Origin of the sequence: Flavobacterium hercynium (assembly GCF_002217285.1) — a bacterium.
GTDB lineage: Bacteria > Bacteroidota > Bacteroidia > Flavobacteriales > Flavobacteriaceae > Flavobacterium > Flavobacterium hercynium.
Genome location: NZ_MUGW01000002.1, coordinates 233,162 through 255,801, shown reverse-complemented (window position 1 = coordinate 255,801; position 22,640 = coordinate 233,162). Strand labels below are relative to the sequence as shown.

Below are 22,640 nucleotides of genomic sequence, written 5' to 3'. Positions count from 1 at the left end.
CTAAATTAGAAAAGGGGCTTTTTTATGTATCACCAACAAACAGTTGATTAATTTCAGCCAACAATTCAAATTCATTCAGAGGAAACATTTCAAGCACCATTTCTAAAACAAGAGCAACATCTACAGGTTTTTTGTTTGTACTAGACCAATTATGCCCGTCATTGTTCAGCGTCAAAATGCACATTTTTATTAGGTTAGTAATAACAAAACCAACTTCATAATAATTGATGTTAATTTTAGGGGTGTAGACATCTGATACAATATTTCCAGAGTTAAAATATCTTGTAATTAATTTATTCAGATTTTCTAATTTTTCAATTTCATTTAATTCCATTATCATAATATTTTGCGCAAATATAGTATTATTTTCACATGTGACATATATGTCGTATGATTTTTTTATTCAGTTTAATAGCTTTGATTTGTGAAAAAAAGCAAATACGAGTTAGAAATTGTCCGATTAGGTCTTTTAATCAAGGAACTCAGAGAAAAAGAAAAAATTACGCAGGAACAATTATCAAGATTATGTAATGTTGATATAAGAACCGTTCAACGAATTGAAAAAGGGAAACAGAATATTAGTATTAGTTTACTTTTTTCACTTGCTGACTCATTGAAAATAAAATCAAGTGTATTAGTAAGTCAAATGTTTTCTGAAAATATCTAGTTTAACGCTGAGATTAAATAATAAGATAAAAAAAATTAAAAGCCTTTTTTTACAATTATTTGAAGGTACAAAGCTTGCCCACACAATCCATTCCCACAATCTTGTCTTTTCGAGGTACGAGAAATCTTCACGAGTAGCTCCGTAAAGCATGGTCAATCTTTGTCGAGTTTCTTGCGAAGATTTCTCCTCCGTCGAAATGACAGAAAGAGGCGTATAAAAGAGGCGTGTTAACTTGTTGTCTAGAATGACCGTACGAAATAAGCCAACTACAAACAGCATAAAAAAATCCGCATCAATCCGTGTCTTCGCAAAGCGAATCAGTCTCATCCGCGTCACAAACAAGACAAAGTAGCCACAATCTTTGCCTATCTTAGGACTAAGTTGTCTTATCAATCAAAACCAACACAATAAAGATTTTTTTAGCTTTAAAATCTTAAAAACCTGTCTTTTATGTAAAAAAGTATTAAAATTCATTCATTTCATTAGAGTAAAATTTGCTTAATTCTAAATTTAACTTATTATGTTTAAAATGAAGTTGTTAGGTTTAAGAAAAATCGATTTCGTAGTTGTTTGTGTGCATTTTTTTTTAACTTTATAAAACTAAAATTTTCCAGATATGACTGTAAATCAAATACTAAGCGCAAAAGGTAAAAATGTTTATTCCGTACGTTCAACAACAACAGTTTATGAAGCTTTGAAAGTAATGGGAGAAAAAAACATTGGGGCAATTCTTATTATCGACGGAGATGACTTAAAGGGAATATTGTCTGAAAGAGATTACGCTCGAAAAATTGTATTAAAAGATAAATCTTCAAAAGAGACTTATGTTCATGAGATTATGGAAAGCAATATTTTTTCGGTGAGACTTTCAAATAATATTGAAGATTGCATGGAACTAATGAGTACAAAACGCATTAGACATTTACCGGTTTTAGAAGACGGAACTGTAGTAGGAATAATCTCAATTAGCGATGTTGTTAAAGCTATTATAGAAATTCAGAAGGATACTATAAATCATTTAAACTCTTATATTTCACAGTAAAATCAATTAAAAATATACTTTTGAAAATAGTCCGTATTCTTGCGGACTATTTTTTTTTGACATCACGATTTTGCATTTTTAACAAAAGAAACCTATAAAAACATGCCATTTTAAATGAAGACTTATATCTTTGTATGCTAGAATAAAAGCAAAAAAAAATGAACAAAGAGAGTAAAAAGAGAGAGGCGTTACTGTACCATTCAGAACCAACTCCAGGAAAAATTCAGGTAGTTCCAACAAAAAAATACGCAACCCAGAGAGATTTATCTTTGGCTTATTCGCCAGGTGTTGCAGAACCATGTTTAGAAATTGCAGCAAACGTAGAAGACGTTTACAAATATACAGCAAAAGGAAATTTAGTTGCCGTGATCTCAAACGGTACAGCGGTTTTAGGACTTGGAGACATTGGTCCCGAAGCTTCTAAACCAGTAATGGAAGGAAAAGGTTTATTGTTTAAAATATTCTCTGATATTGATGTTTTCGACATCGAAATTGGAACAAAAGATATTGAAGAATTTATTCAGACCGTAAAAAATATCGCTCCAACTTTTGGAGGAATCAATCTGGAAGATATTAAAGCGCCGGAATCTTTTGAAATCGAAAGAAGATTAGTAGAAGAATTAGATATTCCGGTAATGCACGATGATCAGCACGGAACCGCAATTATTTCTTCTGCAGCATTAATCAACGCTTTAGAATTAGCAGGAAAAAAAGCAGAAGATGTAAAAGTAGTAGTTTCCGGAGCAGGATCTGCAGCGATAGCTTGTACAGACTTATATGTTTTATTAGGTGTTAAACCATCGAACATTCAAATGTTTAATAGTAAAGGACTTTTAACAAAAGATAATCCTGCACTATCAGAATTACAATTAAAATACGCCGTTGACAAAGCTCCAATTGATTTAGCAGAAGCAGTAAAAGGTGCAGATGTTTTCATCGGATTGTCTTCAGGAAATATTATGTCTGCCGAAATGTTGTTGACAATGGCAGATAATCCAATTGTTTTTGCAATGGCAAATCCAACTCCGGAGATCGATTACAACTTGGCTACAGAAACTCGTAAGGATGTTATTATGGCTACAGGACGTTCAGATTTTCCTAATCAGGTAAACAACGTTTTAGGGTTTCCATACATCTTTAGAGGAGCATTAGACGTACGTGCTACAAAAATTAACGAAGCAATGAAAATGGCGGCTGTAAAAGCTTTAGCTATTTTGGCAAAAGAGCCGGTTCCGGAGCAAGTTAACGTAGCTTACGGAGCAATGAAATTAGGTTTCGGAAGAGAATATATTATTCCTAAACCATTTGACCCACGATTGATTACAGTTGTAGCGCCTGCAGTTGCAAAAGCAGCAATGGAATCAGGAGTAGCAAAAAATCCTATTACGGATTGGGTAGCTTATGAAGATGCACTTCGTGAGCGTATGGGGAACGATAATAAAATGGTGCGTTTGATTACAAACCGTGCTAAAATGGATCCTAAAAGAATTGTTTTTGCTGAAGCAGATCAATTAAATGTATTAAAAGCAGCTCAAATTGTTCATGAAGATGGTATTGGTCTTCCTATTTTATTAGGAGATAAAGATGTAATCTTAGAACTAAAAGCAGAATTAGGTTTTGATGCAGATCTTCAAATTATAGATCCTAAAACTCCGGAAGAAGAAGCAAGAAGAAACAGATTCGCCAATTCATATTGGTCAACAAGAGAGAGAAGAGGAGTTTCATTACTTGATTCTCAGAAATACATGCGCGAGAGAAATTATTTCGCAGCTATGATGGTAAATGAAGGTGAAGCAGATGCTTTGGTTACAGGACATACCAGAAGTTACCCAACAGTTGTAAAGCCAATGCTTCAGTTAATTGATAAAGCACCGGGAGCATCACTTGTTGCAACAGCAAACATGATGTTAACGTCTCGTGGACCAATGTTCTTATCAGATACAGCAATCAATATCGATCCATCAGCTCAGGATTTAGTTAATATTGCGATAATGACAGCAAAAACAGCCAAAATGTTTGGTGTTGAGCCTGTTATTGCAATGGTTTCTTTCTCAAACTTTGGATCATCTACAAGTGCCAGCGCATCAAAAGTTAGAGAAGCGGTGGCTTATTTACACAAAAATCATCCGGAATTAGTTGTTGATGGAGAAATTCAGGCAGATTTTGCTTTAAATCCAGAGTTACTTCAGGAGAAATTTCCGTTCTCTAAGTTAGCAGGTAAAAAAGTAAATACGTTGATTTTTCCTAATTTAGATTCTGCTAATATTACGTATAAGTTGTTGAAAGAGTTGTATAAAGTAAACTCAATTGGTCCAATTATGATGGGAATGGGTAAACCGGTTCACATTTTTCAATTAGGAGCAAGTGTAGAAGAAATGGTAAACATGGCAGCAATTGCTGTTATTGATGCTCAGGAAAAAGAAAATAAAAAGAACAAATTATCAAAATAGGGCATAAAATAAGGATTAAATAGAAATGTCTTATTTTTATTTCATTTTTATCTATATTTGACTATTAGAAAATAAAGTATGATAGCACATTTGCAGGGGAAGCTGGTGGAGAAAAACCCCACAGAAGTAGTAATTGATTGTGGCGGAGTGGGATATCAGGTAAATATATCTTTACATACGTTTTCATTACTTCCTAATGCTGATTTTATAAAATTGTATACGCATCTTCAAATTAAAGAAGATGCGCATACATTATTTGGCTTTGTAGAAAAATCAGAAAGAGAAATATTCAGGATGTTATTGTCAGTCTCAGGCATTGGTGCCAACATTGCAAGAACAATGTTATCATCGATAGAACCAAGACAAATTATAAATGCCATTGCTTCCGGAGATGTTGGTGTAATACAGTCTATAAAAGGAATTGGAAATAAAACAGCACAACGGGTTATACTTGATTTAAAAGAAAAAGTGTTAAAGTTGTATGATTTAGACGAAGTTTCGGTAGTTCAGAACAATACAAATCGAGATGAAGCGTTATCTGCTTTGGAGGTATTAGGTTTTGTTCGAAAAACCTCTGAAAAAGTTATTGAAAAAATCGTCAAGGAAGACCCGGACGCAACTGTAGAAACCATCATCAAAAAAGCATTAAAAAGCTTATAAACCAATTTAGATAAACGGAAAATTATATGCGTAAAATTTGTATTTTTTTACTTTTTTTATTTTGCGGTAACTTTTTGCGTGCGCAAGTAAATCCAACAGTTCAAGATACAACAAAAACGCAGTATTCAGTAGGTAAATTAGAGATCGAAGATCCGCCGAGTATTCTTTCGGCATACAAATACGATCCTATTACTGATCGTTACGTTTACACTAATTCCGTTGATGGATTCTCGATCAATTACCCTATAATTTTAACCCCTCAGGAATACGAAGCTTTGGTTTTGAAAGAATCCAGAAGAGATTATTTCAGACAAAAATCAAAGGCAATTGATGGTAAGAATGAAGAATCTAAAAAAGATTTATTACCGCGATATTACATTAATTCAAGTCTTTTCGAAAGCATCTTTGGTAGTAATACTATTGATGTAAAGCCCACAGGTTCAGTAGAAATGGACTTAGGTGTTCGTTATACCAAACAAGACAATCCTTCTTTTTCTAAACGAAACAGATCAAATCTAACTTTTGATTTTGATCAGCGTATTAGTATGAGTTTAATGGGGAAAGTGGGAACCCGATTAGAGGTTAATGCCAATTATGACACCCAATCGACTTTTGCCTTTCAGAATTTATTCAAACTGGCATATACACCTTCAGAAGATGACATCGTTCAAAAAGTAGAAGTTGGTAACGTAAGCATGCCTCTGAACAGTACATTGATTCGTGGTGCACAGAGTTTATTTGGGGTAAAAACCCAATTGCAGTTCGGAAAGACAACTGTTACCGGAGTTTTCTCAGAACAAAAATCACAAACAAAGAGTGTAGTCGCAGAAGGTGGCGGAACAGTTCAGAATTTTGACCTCTATGCTTTAGATTACGATAACGACAGACACTTCTTTCTTTCGCAATACTTCCGTAATAATTACGATGCCTCTTTAAAAAATTATCCTTTAATAAGCAGCCGTGTTCAGATTACACGAATTGAAGTTTGGGTAACCAACAAACAAAACAGAGTAACAACAACAGGCGGAGGAAACAATTTAAGAAATATTATAGCGCTTCAGGATTTAGGTGAAGCGCAAAAAACAGGGATCAATGATAATGAAATTGTTGTTGTAACGCCAACTACAGGATTTTTTAATACGGGGACTATAAATAGGCCGAGTGCCAACGACAACAATAAATATGATCCTAAATTTATTGGTAAACCCGGTTATTTTTTAAATCAGAATATTAGAGAAATTGTTACAGCACGATCCGGTTTTAATAATGCCAATACAAGCGAAGGAACAGATTACTCTGTTTTAGAAAACGCCAGAAAATTAACTTCTGCTGAATTTAGTTATAACCCACAGTTAGGATATATCTCTTTGCAACAACGTCTGGCTAATGACGAAATATTAGCCGTTGCGTATGAGTATACTATAGGTGATCAGGTGTATCAGGTAGGAGAATTTGGTAGTGATGGTGTTGATGGTACAGTTGTTACAGGAGATAACAGTTCCAATCAAACCATTATCACGCAGAGTTTGATTTTAAAAATGCTGAAAAGCAGTTTGACAAACGTTCAGAATCCGGTTTGGAACTTGATGATGAAAAACGTGTATCAGATTCCTCAGGCGTATCAATTAAAACAAGATGATTTTAGATTAAACATTCTTTATACAGATCCTTCTCCTATAAATTACATCAAACCAGTTCCCGGAACAACTTTTCCTGCCAACGCAAGTGCAGATAACAAAGTTGATGAAACGGTATTGTTAAATGTTTTTAATATGGATCGATTAAATTATAATAACGATCCGCAAGGTGGGGGAGATGGTTTCTTTGATTACATTCCCGGGATAACCGTAGATGCCCAAAACGGAAGAATTATTTTTACGAGCAAAGAACCTTTTGGAGAACTTTTGTTTAGAAAGTTACAAAATCAAGGTTCTCTGGAAGATTATAATAATCCGGATACTTATAATGCCAATCAAAAACAATACGTGTTTAGAAACATGTATCGAAATACACAATCCGGAGCTTTACAGGATAGTGATAAAAATAAATTTTTACTTCGCGGAAAATATAAGTCTTCAGGTGGGGGCGGAATCCCAATTGGGGCATTCAATGTACCGCAAGGTTCTGTTGTTGTAACAGCTGCCGGAAGAGTTTTAGTAGAAGGAGTAGATTACAGCGTAGATTATCAATTAGGAAGAGTTCAGATTTTAGATCCTTCCCTGCAAGCATCAAATACTCCAATTGAAGTATCGTTAGAAAACAATTCCATTTTCGGGCAACAAACCAGAAGATTTATGGGATTCAATATCGAACATAAAATTTCGGAGAATTTTGTAGTAGGCGGAACGTATTTAAAAATGACCGAAAGACCATTTACTCAAAAATCAAGTTACGGTCAGGAATCTGTAAATAATACGATTTTTGGTTTTAATGGAAATTTCTCAACAGAAGTTCCTTTCTTTACCAGATTGGTCAACAAATTACCAAATTTAGATACCGATGTTCCTTCGAATCTATCTATTCGTGGAGAAGTAGCATTCCTAAAACCTGATGCACCAAAAGCAAGTGAGTTCGAAGGGGAAGCAACTATTTATGTGGATGATTTTGAAGGTTCGCAATCTACTATCGATATGCGATCTGCATTTGCATGGAGTCTGGCATCAACACCATTTGTAAATTCTTTAACCGATAATACTTTTAATGCCAGTTCCAATACTATGGAGTATGGTTATAAAAGAGCGAAACTGGCTTGGTATACCATAGATCCGGTATTTTATGCGTCAAAACCTTCCGGTATTTCAAATGATGATTTGTCTTTAAATACAACACGAAGAGTTTACAGTAAAGAGCTGTATCCAAATACAGATATCGCACAAGGTCAGGTACAGGTTATAAACACATTAGACTTAACCTACTTTCCGTCAGAAAGAGGTCCGTACAATAACAATCCAAGTTTTAATACAGAAGTTAAAACAGGGAATTTTGGAGGGATAATGCGTGCCTTAAATTCGACAAACTTTGAACAGGGAAATGTTGAATATATTCAGTTTTGGGTACTCGATCCTTACGTAGGAAATGGACAGGCACAAGTAAGCAATGCAGGTAAAATATACTTTAATTTAGGTGAAGTTTCTGAAGACATATTAAAAGACGGAAGAAAACAATACGAAAATGGATTAGGTCCGGATCAGGTTTTAGTAAATCCACAACCACTTTGGGGAGACGTTCCAGCTTCGCAATCTTTGATTTATGCCTTTGATACCAATGCCGATAACCGTAAAAATCAAGATGTTGGTTTAGATGGTTTGCCGGATGCAAAAGAAGGTGCAGTTTATACTAATTATGCGTCAGAACCCGATCCTGCTGCGGATAATTATCAATATTATTTAAATGCAAATGGAGGTGTACAGGATCGATACAAACATTACAATGGATTAGAAGGTAACTCACCGGTTAGTATAGATGATCCAAATCGTGGATCTACAACATTGCCGGATGTTGAGGATATCAATCGTGATAATACAATGAATACCATAAATGCTTATTATGAGTATAGCATTGATATTAGACCGGGAATGCAGGTTGGACAAAATTATATTACAGATATTCGTGAAGTAACCAATGTCGAATTGCCAAACGGTAGTTCAACAACTGCCAGATGGATTCAGTTTAAAATACCAGTTTCACAACCTCAAAATACGATTGGTAATATTACAGATTTTAGATCGATTCGATTCATGCGTATGTTCATGACGGGTTTTAACGATCAGATGACAGTACGTTTTGGAGCATTGGATCTTGTAAGAGGAGAATGGAGAAGATATACCAGTACATTAGATGCTAATGATGTAAACCCAGACGATGACAATACAGATTTTAATGTTATAGCAGTTAACGTTCAGGAAAACGGTACAAAATGCCCTGTAAATTATGTGATTCCGCCAGGTGTACAAAGAGAGCAATTGTATAACAATAATACCATTATCAATCAAAACGAACAATCATTAGCATTGCAGGTTTCAGGTGGAGGATTACAAGCAGGAGATTCGCGAGGCGTTTTTAAGAATGTAAGCGTCGATATGCGTCAGTACAAAAAACTTAAGATGTTCTTGCATGCTGAGTCTTTGCCAAACGAAAACACCTTACTTGATGATGAAATGGTTGGTTTTATTCGTTTTGGAAATGACTTTACACAAAACTTCTATCAGGTCGAAATTCCGCTAAAGGTTACCAGAACAGGAGGCTCTTGTTCGATTACTCCGGATCAGGTCTGGATGGATCAGAATAATATTGATCTTGCACTTGATTTATTGACCAAGATGAAAATAAAGGCAATGAGTATTGACATCAATTCGGATAAGCGAGATATCAACGGGATCTATTACCCGGATGATGATTTGAGCTTAAACGGAGGTGACGGCGATAGCAAATTAAGATTAGGTATAAAAGGAAATCCTAATTTTGGTTTAGTTCGAAATTTAATGGTCGGAGTAAAAAGTGCTGCAGATCATAAAGACATAAAAGGTGAGGTTTGGTTTAACGAGCTTCGTATGTCGGATATGGAGAACAAAGGCGGAATGGCCGCTATATTAAACATAGATACCAACATGGCAGATTTTGCTACTGTTTCCGCAACAGGACGTAAAAGTACCATTGGTTTTGGATCTTTAGAACAAGGAGCTAATGAAAGAGATCGTGAAGATGTTCAGCAATATAATATCGTAACCAATTTAAATCTTGGGAAATTATTGCCACCAAAATGGGGCGTAAATCTGCCGTTTAATTACGCTGTTGGTGAAGAAACAATTACACCGGAATATGATCCTTTCAATCAGGATATCAAGTTGGATCAGTTGTTAAATGAAACAACAAATCAGGCAGAAAAAGATAACATTAGAAACCGTGCTATTGATTATACAAAACGAAGAAGTATCAATTTTATTGGTGTTAGAAAAGACAGACCGCAAGAGAAAAAACCACACATTTATGATGTAGAAAATTTAACATTTTCTCAATCTTACAATCAAGTAGAACGTCACGATTATGAAATTGAAAGCTATGTTGACGAGCAGTCTAATACTGCTGTGAATTATGCTTATACTTTTCAGAACAAAGAAGTAGTTCCTTTTAAAAAGACCAAATTCATGAAGAAAAGTGAATATTGGAAAATGTTAAGTGATTTCAATTTTAATTATTTGCCTTCGAATATTACCTTTAATACCAATATTTTAAGACAAAGCAACCGTCAGCAATACAGACAAGTCGATGTTGAAGGAATTGGATTGGACCCGCTTTACAGAAGAAATTTTGCATTTAATTACCAATATGGTTTTGGATATAATTTGACAAAATCATTGAAGCTAAACTATACAGCATCATCAAATAATATTGTGAGAAACTTTTTGAATGATGACAATTCGCCAAAAGAAGATTTTACTATCTGGGATGATTACTGGGACATCGGAACACCAAATAATCATACTCAGCAATTAATCGTGAATTATGATCTTCCGATAAATAAAATTCCTGTTTTTAGTTTTGTAAAAGCTACTTATTCTTATACCGCAGATTACAACTGGCAAAGATCATCTACAGCTTTATCTGAGTTTGTTGATGAAAATGGGACAGAATACAATTTAGGAAACGTAATTCAAAATGCCAATTCAAATACTTTGGCATCTACCTTTAACATGACGATGTTGTATAAATATTTAGGCTTAGTTCCGGGAGGTAAAAAACCGGCAAAACCTAAAACAACAGCTCCGCCAAAACCGGGAGAAAAAATCGTTAATACAGCTAAACCGGTAGTGAATAAAAATCCTTTTTATGACGGACTAATTGGTATTTTGACCAGTGTAAAAAATGTTCAGGTTAATTATACTACAACTAGCGGAACTGTTTTACCGGGTTATACACCAAGTGTTGGATTTTTAGGCAGTTCAAGACCTTCATTAGGATTTGTGTTCGGAAGCCAGGAAGACGTTCGTTATGAAGCTGCAAAAAGAGGATGGTTAACCAATTATGCAGACTTTAATCAAAATTTTGAACAAGTATCAACCAAACTTTTAAAAGTAACAGCAAATATTGATTTACTGCCGGACTTAAAGGTCGATTTAACAATGGACAGATCTTTTTCTGAAAATTCATCGGAACAATACAGCGTTAGAGAAGACGGAATGTATATGCCGCAATCACCTTATACGTACGGTATGTTTTCTATTTCAACAGTATTAATTAAAACCGCATTTTCTACCAGTAATGAAACAGAATCAGAAGCATTTGATGCTTTTAGAAATAATCGTTTAATTATAGCCAACCGTTTGGCAGAAGGAAGATATGGTGCTGTAGTTCCGAGATATGGAGACGCAAATAATCCTATTCCTGCGGAAACAGATCCTAATTATGCGTTGTATGTTTCAAATCAGGGCTATCCTATGGGGTATGGAAAAAGCAATCAGGCAGTTTTATTGCCAGCCTTTTTAGCCGCCTATTCAGGTGCTGATGCATCAAGTACTTCGACAGGGATTTTTAAAAATTTCCCTATTCCAAACTGGAGCGTAAAATATAATGGATTGATGCGTTACAAGTTTTTTAAAGATAAATTTAAACGTTTTTCGTTACAGCATAATTACAGAGCATCGTATACGATAAATCAGTTTAGATCTAATTTTGATTATAGTAAAGATCCAAACGGAGTAGATATCAATACCAACTTCTTTAATAAAACAATTATGTCCAATGTCAATTTGGTTGAGCAGTTTAGCCCACTTATTCGTATGGATTTTGAATTGAAGAGTTCTTTCAGATTATTGACAGAGGTTAAAAAAGACAGAGCATTATCGATGAGTTTTGATAATAATTTATTGACAGAAGTAAAAGGATTAGAATATATAGTAGGTGTAGGATATCGTTTTAAAGACGTTATATTTTCTTCGACGCTGGCAGACAATCCAACAGGAATTATAAAAAGTGACATCAATATTAAAGCTGATTTCTCACTAAGAAATAACGAAACATTGGTACGTTACTTAGATTATGATAACAATCAATTAGCAGCGGGACAAAATATCTGGTCAGTAAAACTTACAGCAGATTATTCGTTCAGTAAAAACTTAACGGCAATATTTTATTATGATCATTCGTTTTCAAAAGCAGTTATTTCGACGTCATTCCCGTTAACGAACATACGTTCAGGATTTACACTTCGATATAATTTTGGAAATTAATTATGAAATTCTAAACAAGATTTAATTAGAAGATTGTTACATTTGTTGCTTAAATATTAAATAATCAATTTTTCAAACATACTATTATGAGCATACCAGCAAATTTAAAGTACACAAAAGATCACGAATGGGTTAGCATCGAAGGAGATGTTGCAACTGTAGGAATTACTCATTTTGCACAAAAAGAGTTAGGAGATATCGTGTATGTTGAAGTAGAGACTTTAGATCAGACACTTGATAAAGATGAGGTTTTTGGAACAGTTGAAGCTGTAAAAACAGTGTCGGATTTGTTTTTACCTTTAACAGGAGAAATTATTGCCTTTAATGACAGTTTGGAGAGCGCACCGGAAACAGTGAACTCTGATCCTTACGGAGCAGGATGGATGATTAAAATAAAAATTGCTGATGCATCAGAAATAGATTCTTTACTTTCTGACGAAGCGTATAAACAATTAATAGGTGCCTAAACAATTCTTACTTCTTTGGGCAATTATTTGTTCGGGGATTATTACTTATTTTTGTTTAACAGATTCCAGTAATATTCCGGCAGTTAATTTTCCGAGTATTGATAAAATTGTACACTTTTGTTTTCACTTTGGATTTACAGTTTCCTGGATTTTATTTTTCAAGAAAGAACTAAAAGGTAAAGGTGCAGATGATTATAAAGCTTATCTAATCTCCTTTATATTTTCTGTTTTTTTTGGAATTACAATCGAAATACTTCAAAGTGTTTTTACGGTAACCCGGGCATCAGATGTAGCAGATATTTTAGCCAATACAATTGGAGCTACAATGGGTGTTTTTTCAGCCATAGCTTTTAAAAAACAAATCGATAAAATTTAAAAAATAAATTCCCACTTCGGTGGGTTTTTTTATGCCCAAAAAAGGCAACCTTAACAAAGAGTGTTTTTTTTCTGAATATTAAACGTATTTTTGTCGAAATTCCACCTAACGCCATAGCCATGAATGTAAAACAATATTTAGATTCAACTTATTTGAAAACTGCTGCTCAAGCCGGACTTTCGGAAGAAGAGAATAACAGTGTGGTCAAAAAAGAAATTGCAGAAGCAATAGAGGAAGGTTTTAAACTGATTATGATTCGTCCTGATCAGGTTGCTTTGGCAAAACAAATGATTCTAAAAGCAAATTCACCATTGCTTATCGGAACAGTTATAGACTTTCCTGAAGGAAAATCAAATATCGAAACAAAAATTAAAGAAGCCAATGAGGCAATCGAAAACGGAGCAGATGATCTGGATTTTGTTTGTAATTATGAAGCTTTCAAAAATGGAGATATAGCATTAGTAAAAGAAGAAATTCTTATTGGTACTCAAATTGGTCTCGCTAGCAATAAAACCGTAAAGTGGATTATTGAAGTTGCGGCTTTGAGTGAAAAAGAAATTATTCAGCTCTCGGCTTTGATAAAAAATGTTGTTATATCCAATTTTAAAGAAGAAGAGTACGCTTCTGTTTTTGTAAAATCATCAACAGGATTTTTTAAAACCGAAAATGATTTACCAAACGGAGCTACCGTTCCTGCCATTATCATGATGTTAGAAAACGCATCGCCTTTGTCTGTAAAAGCAGCTGGGGGAATCCGTTCCTTTGATGATGCTGTAGAAATGATCGAATTAGGAGTAAAAAGAATAGGAACTTCGGCAGCAAAAGCCATTGCAAACGGAGAAAATACCACAAATCAATATTAAATGAAAGCCCAAATTTACCTGAATAAGTTTTTTCTAACTTTTGCATTCGCTTTATCATCATTGTTTGCTTTTTCACAAGAAACAAACATAAAATCTGGTTTTACATCAGAGCAATTTCCTGTTTTTCCAAATTGTGAAAACCTGCAATCTAAAAAATTAGAAGATTGTTTTTATAAAGAAGTACAGGATTTTGTATACAATAACTTTGAAGTACCAGAGAATTTAAAGCAATCCAATTACAAAGGAGAAGTAAAAGTGCTTTTTGAGGTTGATGAAAAAGGAGAGTTTAAAGTGATTTATGTAAATACAGAAAACGAACAGCTTTCTACAGAAGCGACACGTGTGTTTGGTTTGTTTCCGAAAATAAAACCATCAACGTACAGCGGAAAACCTACGTATTCAAAATATACTATTTCTATCGCTATTCCTTTAAAAAGCGCAGATCAAATGGCCGCAGAAGCAGCGGCAGCAGCAGAAATTTTAAAGCCGGAACAAAAACCAATGACAGAACTGGATAGTATTGTCTATAAAAAATACAACAATCCGGAGTTTAACAGTCATTTAAATGTACCTTTTTCTCATAGCTATTATGCGCAGTTTGATGGTGCAATGAATCAGGTAGGAAGTAACAATCATACCGCTTCTAAGCCTTATACGTATGCAGAAGTTTCTAAATATTACAATCTAAAAGCAGTAAATGAATCACTTCAGAAAAATGTTTCAACCTGGTTAGGGCGAAAATTCTGGAATCAGAATATGGTGCAGATTCAGGGAGAAGATTATTGGCTGTCTTTAAATCCTATTCTTGATTTACAAGTTGGTAAAGCTTCAGACAGTGATGCATCTTATACGTATGTAAATACGCGTGCTTTGAACTTTCGTGGAGGTTTGGGAGAACAAATCAATTTTACAACAACCGTTTTTGAAAGCCAGGGACGTTTCGCGGGTTACTACAATGACTACGCAGAATCTATAAAACCATCAGGAGGTAATCCGGCAATTGTTCCAGGAATTGGAATCGCAAAACGTTTTAAAACGGATGCTTACGATTTTCCTTTGGCAGAAGCAAATATTACCTTTACACCAAACAAGTTTTTTGATTTACAATTAGGGTACGGAAGAAATTTTATTGGTGATGGATATCGTTCATTATTAGAAAGTGACGGACCTAGTCCATATCCGTATTTCAAAATTAATACGAAGTTCTGGAAAGTTAAATACACCAATACTTATATGTGGCTTAAAGATGTACGTAACGATGTAACAGCCGAACGTACGTATGCAACAAAATTCATGGCGAATCATTATTTAAGCTGGAATGTTTCAAATAAATTAAACTTTGGTTTTTTTGAATCTGTTGTTTGGACAGATACCAATAACAGAGGCTTCGATGTTAATTTTGTTAACCCAATTATTTTTTATCGTACCGTAGAATTTACATCGTCTTCCAAAACAGGAAATGCCCTTTTGGGAATAACGTCTAAATACAAATGGAATAACAATTTTAATTTATACGGACAGTTTTTACTCGATGAATTTTCGGTTTCAGATATGAAAGCAGGAGAACAAAGCTGGAAAAATAAATTTGGATACCAGATAGGAGCGAAGTACTACAATGCTTTTTCTGTAAAAGATTTATTGTTTCAGGTAGAATATAACCATGTTCGTCCTTACGTGTATTCTCATAGCGCTGTAATTACGAATTACGGTCATAACAATCAGAGCGTTGGGCATCAATGGGGTGGAAACTTCAAAGAACTTGTAACTATTGCCCGCTACCATAAAGGACGTTATTATGCCGATGCAAAAGTAACAGTTGGTACAAGAGGTTTAGATTTTAATACCGCAGAAGATAGTTTTAATTATGGAGGAAATATTTACATAAGTTATGATGATAAACGTCCGTTTGATAAAGGAGTAAAGCCGGGTCAGGGAAATAAAACAAGCGTTTTTATAGCGGATCTTCAAACCGGTTATGTGATTAATCCAATGACCAATTTAAAATTATTTGGAAGTTTTATTTATAGAAATTTTGACCCGACACAAGAAACAGCGGCTACTTTTAAACAAAGTACAACATGGTTTACGGTTGGTTTACGTTCTGATATCTTTAATATGTATTTTGATTACTAGGATTTAATAAGATTTTTCGAAATAATAGTGTTAAAAATGTACAAGTCCTTATTTTGTAAAGGTTTTATTGAAAAAAATCTAAATTTATAGGTCAGGATTCTACAATCTAATTTGTACATTTGCACCACTCAAAAAAAACATACAAACAATTACTGTATTGAACGCTATCAAAAATACAATTACACTAAAATCAATATTTCAGGATTTCAAAGAAATAACTAAGGCAGGTTTAGCTATTAGTGTTTTGTTTTCTTCTATTGCTGGATATTTGCTGGGTGTAAATGGTGACAATCCGTTTCAATGGAGTGTTTTAGTAGTTTTGGCAATAGGAGGTTATTGCATGGTAGGAGCATCAAATGCTTTTAATCAGGTAATTGAGAAAGATATAGATTCGTTGATGGATCGAACTAAAAATCGTCCTGTTTCCTCGGGGCGTATGTCACCAAAAGTGGCTTTGTTTGTAGCAAGTCTGCTAACAATTATTGGAATTACATTGTTGTATACAATAAATGCCAAATCAGCAATGTTTGCTGCCATTTCGATATTTTTATATACAAGTATTTATACGCCATTAAAAACGGTAACGTCATTATCGGTTTTTGTGGGTGCTTTTCCGGGAGCAATTCCATTTATGTTAGGATGGGTTGCCGCAACAGGAGATTTTGGAATAGAAGCAGGTACGTTATTCCTGATTCAGTTTTTTTGGCAGTTTCCGCATTTCTGGTCAATTGGCTGGTTTTTGTATGAAGACTACGAAAAAGCGGGTATCTTTATGTTGCCTACAGGTAAAAAAGATAAAGGAACTGCATTGCAGACTATTTTATACACAATTTGGTTAATAATTGCTTCATTGTTACCTGTTTTAGGATACACAGGACAATTATTCATTTCACCGATTGCTGCAGTTTTAGTGTTTTTATTAGGATTGTGGATGTTATTTTATGCCGTACGTTTGTATAAACTGAGAACGGCAAAGGCAGCACGAACACTAATGTTAGTAAGTGTTTCGTATATTTCATTGCTGCAAATTATATATATCGTAGATAAATTTTTAAGATAGTGTTATGGAAATGACAATGACAAGAAGTGAAGAGCAGGCACAGAAAGCGAAATCAGCAAAACTGATTTTGTTGTTTGCAATGGTTAGTATGACCATGATGTTTGCCGGCTTAACAAGTGCTTTTGTGGTGAGCAAGTCACGAGCAGATTGGTTGAAGAATTTTGAATTGCCTTCGGCTTTTTATTACAGTACAGCAGTTATTATCGCTTGTAGTGTTACTTTTTATCTGGCTAAGAAAGCAATTCAAAAAGACAACAGAAGTGCTACTACAGGATTGCTTTTTGCAACATTAGCGCTAAGTATATTGTTTGTAGTGCTGCAATTTGTTGGATTTGGACAAATCGTAAGCAGCGGTTATTATTTTACAGGAGAAGGTAGTTCTATTACTACAACTTTTCTTTATGTAGTAACGGTTACGCACTTATTACACTTGGCTGGAGGGCTAATTTCACTTTTAATTATAATTTATAATCATTTTAAACAAAAATACAATTCGACTCAAACTCTTGGTATAGAACTAGGTGCGATGTATTGGCACTTTTTGGATTTATTATGGGTATATTTATTTTTATTTTTATATTTCTTTAAATAAGAAAAAAACGTAAATTTGGGAACTTTTTAACGAATATCTTTTATGGAAACGACAGTTACAACTGCAAATAACGAAGAAAAAACTTGGGGAGGCGGCGATATCCAGCCATTAGGAGCAAGTTATGGTAAAATGATGATGTGGTTTTTCATCGTGTCAGATGCTTTAACATTCTCTGGATTCCTTGGGGCTTATGGCTTTTCAAGATTTAAATTTATTGAAACATGGCCTTTGGCTGATGAAGTGTTTACTCACTTCCCGTTTATGCATGGTGTTCCGGCTCCAATGTATTATGTAGCCTTAATGACTTTTATTTTGATCTTTTCATCTGTAACAATGGTTTTGGCTGTTGATGCAGGTCATCAGTTAAAGAAAACAAAAGTTGCGATCTACATGTTCTTAACTATTATTGGAGGTATCATTTTCGTTGGGTCTCAGGCTTGGGAATGGAAAAACTTCATCAAAGGAGAATATGGTGCGGTTGAAACAAAAGGAGGAAGCTTATTACAATTTGTTGATAAAGATGGTAAGAGAGTTGCTCTTGAAGAGTTTGCTGTAAAATTACCGGAACAAAGAGAAGCACTTAGCAGAGCTAAAGCAAAATGGTTTATGCAAGATGCTGAGTCATTGCCAACATACACTGTAGCTGAAGTACAAGCTGGTTTTAAAGCACATCCTGATTTATTAATCAGAACAGAGAAGCTTACAGAAACTAAGAAAAAAACAGTTTTATCGAGAGCTGAATCAGAAACTCGTTTAGCTGATGCAAAATATGTTGTTGAAGGAGCGAACTTAATTAGAAACGAGTACGGGAATAAATTATTCGCTGATTTCTTTTTCTTTATCACTGGATTCCACGGTTTCCATGTAATATCAGGTATTATCATTAATATCATTATTTTCTTTAATGTATTATTAGGAACTTACGAGAAAAGAAGAAGCTACGAAATGGTAGAGAAAGTTGGTTTATACTGGCACTTTGTCGATTTAGTTTGGGTATTTGTATTTACAGTTTTCTACTTAGTTTAATTTTAGATTTTAATTATTATGTCACACGAGCACGTATCAAATACAAAAAGAATCTGGTTTGTTTTCGGATTATTATCATTAGTAACTACAGTAGAAGTTATCCTTGGTATTATCAAACCAGCATCACTGGAGTTTAATCATTTTATTGGTTTGAATTTGTTAAACTGGATATTCTATATCTTGACAATTTTCAAAGCGTATTATATAGTATGGGCATTTATGCACATGGAAGGTGAAAAAAGCGCCCTTAGATGGTCTGTTGTTTCATCAGTTGTTTTCCTAGTTATATATTTATTGTTTATTCTTTTAGTAGAAGGACATTATATTTATGGGGTTTTTAAAGATTCTACTATTAAATGGAATTTTTAACATGATATTAATTCAAAAAGAAGCTCCGTTTAACGGAGCTTTTTTTATTTTTGTACCTCAATAACTACCTTCCAAATAATGAAAAAAAATATCGTCCTATTTGTACTTTTTGTTCTCCCAATCGTAGCGTATTTGTTTTTTGCTTCAGGGGTAAATAGTTTTTCTAAACTCCCAACAATTACACCTAAAATCGCTGATTTTGGTGATTGGAAATCATTAAAAGGCGAAAAGCTTACTCTGGATAATAAAATAACAGTTTTAGGTTTTGCAGGTTCTAAGATTTTAGATAACAGAGGGAACTACTTTAATCTAAATGAAAAAATATACAAACGTTACCACGGGTTCGAAGATCTTCAGTTTGTAATTATCTGTCCGCTTGGAACAGAACAGGAAGCTCAAAAAGTAGTAGATGCCCTTTCTCCTTTTACAGACGTTAGCGGATGGAATTTTATATTCGCTTCTCCTGAAGAAATAAAAACGTTTTATGATCAATTGCATTTAAAAGGCAAGTTAGATGCTAATCTTGGAAGTTCATATGTGTACATTGTAGACAAAGAAAGAAATTTAAGAGGTCGTAAAGGCGAAAATAAAGATAAAAAAGAAGAGTATAAAGAAGGATATGATACTTTTCATCCTTCTGAGTTAAGCAATGATATGCTTGATGATTTCAAAATTATACTTTATGAATATCGTGCTGCTCTTAAGAAGAACCACAACGCTACAAAACAACTTTAAATTGCAATTATAATGTTCAAAAATAAATCTTATATAGGAATTTCTTTTATCATTTTAATATTCGGGATTTATGCTATTCCTAAAATTGTGGATAGGGTAAAAAATGGAGATATTGTTAAAGGAAATCGTCTGGATAACGTAGGTTCTAAAAATTCAAAAGAAGATGCTAAGCTCTTAACTATTGGACCGGCACCAAAGTTTGAATTAACAAATCAGGATAATGCGACAATCTCTAATGAAAGTTATAAAGGGAAAGTATACATTCTGGAGTTTTTCTTCACAACTTGTCCTTCTATTTGCCCAAAAATGAATTTGAGTATGTTGGAGATCGAGAAGACTTTCTTTGGAAACCCTAACTTCGGAATTGTTTCCATAACAATTGATCCATCTCACGATACACCGCAGGTTTTAAAAGACCACATGAAGTTATTAGGAGTGAAATCTTCTAACTGGAATTTTCTGACTGGTGATAAAGCTACAATTATGAACTTGTCTAACAAAGGATTTAATTTGTACGCAGGAGAAAACGCCAAAGTAAACGGTGGTTTTGAGCATTCTGGTTTGTTTGCTTTGATAGACAAAGAAGGCAATATTCGTTGTAGAAAAGATGAATTTGGGAATCCAATTTTGTATTATGATGGATTAGAGAAAAAAGGAGTTAGAGATATTCAGGAAGACATTAAAATATTATTAGAAGAATAAAATGGAAGATCATTCATTAGAAAAAAAATATAGCAAATACATTATTGCAGTTTCAATTATAATTCCGGTTGTAGTAGCAATCTTATTCGGAATTAAGCTTAAAGATTTTGGTATTGATGTAGAGCCACTTTCATTTTTGCCTCCAATTTATGCTACCACAAATGGTATTACAGCAATTGTTTTGGTTTGGGCAGTATTGGCGATTAAAAAAGGAAATCAAAAACTTCATGAACGTTTAATGACTTTTGCTATTGCGCTTTCAGTTGCCTTTTTGGTGATGTATGTAGCCTATCACATGACTTCTGATTCTACGAAGTTTGGTGGAGAAGGAGCGATACGTTATGTGTACTTCATTATTTTGATTACACACATTTTATTGTCTATTGCAATTATTCCTTTAGTGCTAATTACCTATGTAAGAGCATTAGCAGAGCGTTTTGACAGACATAGAAAAATAGCGAAAATTACATTCCCGCTTTGGTTATATGTTGCTGTAACAGGTGTTATAGTATATTTAATGATATCTCCGTACTATGTTTACTAAGAATAAAATAACAAATAGCAAATTCCAAAAAATATTTTTTGGGATTTGTATTTTTTTAATTGGAATTTCTTCAAATGCACAATGCGCGATGTGTCGTGCAGCCCTTGCAGGAGATTCTAATACTAAAAAAGCAGAAGCTGTAAATGATGGAATTGTTTATTTAATGGTTATTCCCTATTTACTCGTTGCAGTAATTGGAGTCTTGATTTATAGAATGTACCAATCGAAAAAGAAAAAAGCAGAATAACTATTATTCTGCTTTTTTTTGCATTGTACTCAATTGTTATTTCAAACCGTCAATAGAAACATTAACCGTTCCGTTTATTTTTATAAAGGCGATAATAGCCTGATTGGTCAATTGAATTTTATCAAACTGAATATCTTCCATTTTTCCATTGATAAACACGCCTGACATTGGTGAATAATTTTTAAGGTAACCTGCCATACTTTTTTTACCTTCTTCTAAATTTGCTTGTATAGAATAACGACAGCTTTCTTCCATTTTTTTAAGAATATAACCTTGTGCCAGCCAATTTGCAGTTCTCATCAATTTGCTTTTGGTATCTAATACATAATCCAGCTTGTCAAAATAAATTTCTTTAGTTTGCGGATTGTATAGTGGGAATCCGGTTAAGTATAAAGTTCCGTTGATAGAACCTAATACATCAAGAGCAATGACCATTTTGTCGTTTTTATGCCAGATCGCAACATTTTTTACCGTAATTTTTTTATTTCCGGAGCCAAATTCCTGACCCGCAAAATTGGTAGTCATAATTTTTGATGCATCAGCATAGGTTGAAATCGCAGCAATATTTGCAGAGATTTGATTTGGAATCTTCGCAACAGGCTTCAAAGCGATTTTGCTCGCGCTGTACTTCGATTCCGGTTTTTTACCAATAATAGTTTCCATGTTACACTTCATTCCCATGTCTAATAAAAACTGATCGTTTTTAAGTTTTGCATTAGTTGAGTAAACTTCAACAGGAACAATTCTTAGCCATGTTTCATACGTATCGTTCATTTTCAAAGGAGTACATACTTTTTCTAAAGCCGCTAAAACATTTGGTTTGAAATCCATAGATTCTTCGATAGCAGTATCAATACTTTTTTCGATGTCAGACTTAAAGATAGAAATCGCCGGATTTACTAAGTACGTAATAGGCATGTTCTTTCCAAAAACATTCATAGTCGGACTTTCGTTCCAGTCAAGTGATTTGAATTCGGTTTTAGTGCTCATTTTCCAATTCGATAAAGTAACTTCACTTGAAAGTGTAATAACCCCATTCAGATTAAATTCTCTGGTATCATACAATTCTACTCCAAGTTTTTTTGTTCCAATTCTATATTTGATAGTTGCCTTTAGAGGTAAAATGGTTTTTAATTTTTTATTCGGATGAGCAGGATCATTTTGAATTTTGATAGGAGCTTGTTTCCATATTTTGATTTCGATATCATCGTCTTCAATATTATTGTCTTCAAAAATTAATCCGTTTAACAGTGTATTGGTCTGGTTTTCAATATCACGAAGTTTTACGGTAATTGGTAAGTTTATAAAAGATGGTGTGGCATCATAAACTAACGGACTCGCATCGTCCGGTTCCGGCTTTAACGTTTCTAATTTTTTAGAGGTTGAACAGCTAAAAAGCGCGGTAAGCACGATAACCAAAGAAAGTGTTGAAAAAAATTTCATGTTTAGGGGTTTAAAAGTGCTGCAAAATTAACAAAACA

General features: G+C 33.9%; 19 protein-coding genes. 17 read left to right on the top strand and 2 right to left on the bottom strand.

The window, feature by feature from the left end; translation table 11 throughout:
- Nucleotides 1-22 precede the first annotated feature (22 nt).
- On the bottom strand, nt 23-334 hold the full coding sequence (locus B0A66_RS01475; protein WP_089048067.1) for a hypothetical protein: 312 nt from the start codon (nt 332-334) through the stop codon (nt 23-25).
- A gap of 90 nt (nt 335-424) precedes the next feature.
- Here B0A66_RS01475 and B0A66_RS01470 point away from each other — a divergent pair, with 90 nt between their 5' ends.
- The 17 genes from B0A66_RS01470 (at nt 425) to B0A66_RS01385 (ending at nt 21,159) form a co-directional block, all read left to right on the top strand.
- Nucleotides 425-667, top strand: coding sequence for a helix-turn-helix domain-containing protein (locus B0A66_RS01470; protein WP_089048066.1), 243 nt, complete (start codon nt 425-427; stop codon nt 665-667).
- Between the two features lie 616 nt (nt 668-1,283).
- Nucleotides 1,284-1,709, top strand: a complete 426-nt coding sequence (locus tag B0A66_RS01460; protein WP_089048064.1) for a CBS domain-containing protein — start codon at nt 1,284-1,286, stop codon at nt 1,707-1,709.
- A 158-nt stretch (nt 1,710-1,867) separates the two neighbouring features.
- Nucleotides 1,868-4,159 (top strand): NADP-dependent malic enzyme, encoded by a 2,292-nt coding sequence (locus tag B0A66_RS01455; protein WP_089048063.1) that lies wholly within the window; start codon nt 1,868-1,870, stop codon nt 4,157-4,159.
- A 78-nt stretch (nt 4,160-4,237) separates the two neighbouring features.
- Nucleotides 4,238-4,819: a Holliday junction branch migration protein RuvA gene (ruvA, locus tag B0A66_RS01450; RefSeq protein ID WP_089048062.1), complete on the top strand. Its 582-nt coding sequence runs from the start codon at nt 4,238-4,240 to the stop codon at nt 4,817-4,819.
- Nucleotides 4,820-4,845: 26 nt separating this feature from the next.
- Nucleotides 4,846-12,045, top strand: a complete 7,200-nt coding sequence (gene sov, locus B0A66_RS01445) for a T9SS outer membrane translocon Sov/SprA (protein WP_089048061.1) — start codon at nt 4,846-4,848, stop codon at nt 12,043-12,045.
- An 86-nt stretch (nt 12,046-12,131) separates the two neighbouring features.
- Entirely contained in the window at nt 12,132-12,512 is a 381-nt protein-coding gene (gene gcvH / locus B0A66_RS01440; RefSeq protein ID WP_056188370.1) for a glycine cleavage system protein GcvH, read from the top strand.
- Nucleotides 12,505-12,888 (top strand): VanZ family protein, encoded by a 384-nt coding sequence (locus B0A66_RS01435; RefSeq protein WP_089048060.1) that lies wholly within the window; start codon nt 12,505-12,507, stop codon nt 12,886-12,888. The genes gcvH and B0A66_RS01435 overlap by 8 nt, the downstream gene beginning before the upstream one ends.
- A 119-nt stretch (nt 12,889-13,007) precedes the next feature.
- A complete protein-coding gene (gene deoC, locus B0A66_RS01430) occupies nt 13,008-13,751 on the top strand; it encodes a deoxyribose-phosphate aldolase (protein ID WP_089048059.1) in 744 nt (247 codons plus the stop codon).
- A complete protein-coding gene (locus B0A66_RS01425; RefSeq protein WP_244283373.1) occupies nt 13,752-15,884 on the top strand; it encodes a gliding motility protein RemB in 2,133 nt (710 codons plus the stop codon).
- Between the two features lie 157 nt (nt 15,885-16,041).
- Nucleotides 16,042-16,944, top strand: coding sequence for a heme o synthase (cyoE, locus tag B0A66_RS01420; protein WP_089048058.1), 903 nt, complete (start codon nt 16,042-16,044; stop codon nt 16,942-16,944).
- A gap of 4 nt (nt 16,945-16,948) precedes the next feature.
- The gene (locus tag B0A66_RS01415) at nt 16,949-17,536 is read left to right on the top strand and encodes a cytochrome c oxidase subunit 3 (protein WP_089048057.1); all 588 of its coding nucleotides are present in this window, start codon (nt 16,949-16,951) and stop codon (nt 17,534-17,536) included.
- A gap of 42 nt (nt 17,537-17,578) precedes the next feature.
- Nucleotides 17,579-18,562, top strand: coding sequence for a cytochrome c oxidase subunit 3 (locus B0A66_RS01410; RefSeq protein ID WP_089048056.1), 984 nt, complete (start codon nt 17,579-17,581; stop codon nt 18,560-18,562).
- 18 nt (nt 18,563-18,580) lie between these two features.
- Nucleotides 18,581-18,931 carry a cytochrome C oxidase subunit IV family protein gene (locus B0A66_RS01405; protein ID WP_089048055.1) on the top strand — a complete coding sequence of 117 codons (351 nt, stop codon included), beginning with the start codon at nt 18,581-18,583 and terminating at the stop codon, nt 18,929-18,931.
- 78 nt (nt 18,932-19,009) lie between these two features.
- The gene (locus B0A66_RS01400) at nt 19,010-19,666 is read left to right on the top strand and encodes a hypothetical protein (RefSeq protein ID WP_089048054.1); all 657 of its coding nucleotides are present in this window, start codon (nt 19,010-19,012) and stop codon (nt 19,664-19,666) included.
- A gap of 12 nt (nt 19,667-19,678) precedes the next feature.
- Nucleotides 19,679-20,368: an SCO family protein gene (locus B0A66_RS01395; protein WP_089048053.1), complete on the top strand. Its 690-nt coding sequence runs from the start codon at nt 19,679-19,681 to the stop codon at nt 20,366-20,368.
- Between the two features lies 1 nt (nt 20,369).
- Nucleotides 20,370-20,912 (top strand): DUF420 domain-containing protein, encoded by a 543-nt coding sequence (locus B0A66_RS01390; protein ID WP_089048052.1) that lies wholly within the window; start codon nt 20,370-20,372, stop codon nt 20,910-20,912.
- On the top strand, nt 20,902-21,159 hold the full coding sequence (locus B0A66_RS01385; RefSeq protein WP_089048051.1) for a hypothetical protein: 258 nt from the start codon (nt 20,902-20,904) through the stop codon (nt 21,157-21,159). Before B0A66_RS01390 ends, B0A66_RS01385 begins: the two co-directional genes overlap by 11 nt.
- 36 nt (nt 21,160-21,195) lie before the next feature.
- Here the strand turns inward: B0A66_RS01385 and B0A66_RS01380 are convergent, their stop codons facing one another.
- Complete coding sequence (locus tag B0A66_RS01380; RefSeq protein ID WP_089048050.1) at nt 21,196-22,602, bottom strand: DUF4403 family protein; 1,407 nt, start codon at nt 22,600-22,602, stop codon at nt 21,196-21,198.
- Between the last annotated feature and the right edge of the window lie 38 nt (nt 22,603-22,640).